Source organism: Clostridium acetireducens DSM 10703 (genome assembly GCF_001758365.1).
Classification (GTDB): domain Bacteria; phylum Bacillota; class Clostridia; order Clostridiales; family Clostridiaceae; genus Clostridium_C; species Clostridium_C acetireducens.
The window spans coordinates 1-936 of the sequence record NZ_LZFO01000083.1 but is presented as its reverse complement, the minus strand read 5'-3'; the positions used below and the strand labels follow the sequence as shown (position 1 = coordinate 936).

1 protein-coding gene is annotated in these 936 nt (G+C 25.4%); it reads right to left on the bottom strand.

Annotated elements, in window-relative coordinates:
- Positions 1 to 138: 138 nt before the first annotated feature.
- Positions 139 to 666: a spore protease YyaC gene (gene yyaC / locus CLOACE_RS11620; protein WP_070111399.1), complete on the bottom strand. Its 528-nt coding sequence runs from the start codon at positions 664 to 666 to the stop codon at positions 139 to 141.
- Positions 667 to 936 lie beyond the last annotated feature (270 nt).

The window sequence follows — 936 nt, the reverse complement described above, 5'->3', positions numbered from 1 at the left end:
TTATTTACAAACTCTCTTTATAAGACTGCCTTATTATTTTATATAGCTTATTTTTAATTATTTTTTATATACAAATTATTTCAATCATTTTTTATTCAACAACATAATAAATAGTTTATATTAAATGAAAAAATTATCCTATTTATTAGATTGTAAATAATATGCGTGTGCTATTGAATTAGCGATAACTTTTGCCATGGGAATTACTAAATTCAATCTTATAGAATTATTAGTAAATAAACTTACTTTGCTAGAAGAATCTACAATTCCTATAATAGATGTATTACCTACATTGGGTAGCAATTTACCTACTCCTTTACCAGGATGTATTGGATAATCTCTTATATGAATTTCTCCTATATTATATTTTTCTCCTAAACAAGCATCTATGCCTATTATATTTTTTTTATCATGTAATTTTGCTATTTTATTAAGCTCTTTATCTATATTAAGAGCATGTATAGGGTTTGAAATAGTCCCATAAACTGACGCGGGAATATTAATTTTCTTAAGAAAAGATCCTACTAGTGGTCCTAAAGAATCACCTATGCATTTATCTGTGCCTATGCATACAAAAACTGTTTCATCTGAAATATAATCTTTTAAAAAAAATCCTAATTTATGATAACATATAGAATTTTTATAATGACATTTAATTTTAGTCAATAAGCCCACCTCCCTATTAATTTATATGGATAATAAATGAAAAAAAGAATAAGTTCTTAGAATAAAAATGATTAATAAAATTTGCAAATAAAAAATAATTAAAAATAAGCTGTATAAAAATAATAAGCCAGTAGCATAAAGAGAGTTTGTAAATAAGTCATTTCATTAAGACACTCTAAGAATAAAAAATAAAAAAACTCCTACCCAATTTATGCCCCGTCCTTGGGGCGGAAATTGGCTCATCACGTCCTGTGATGAATTACGGAGTTT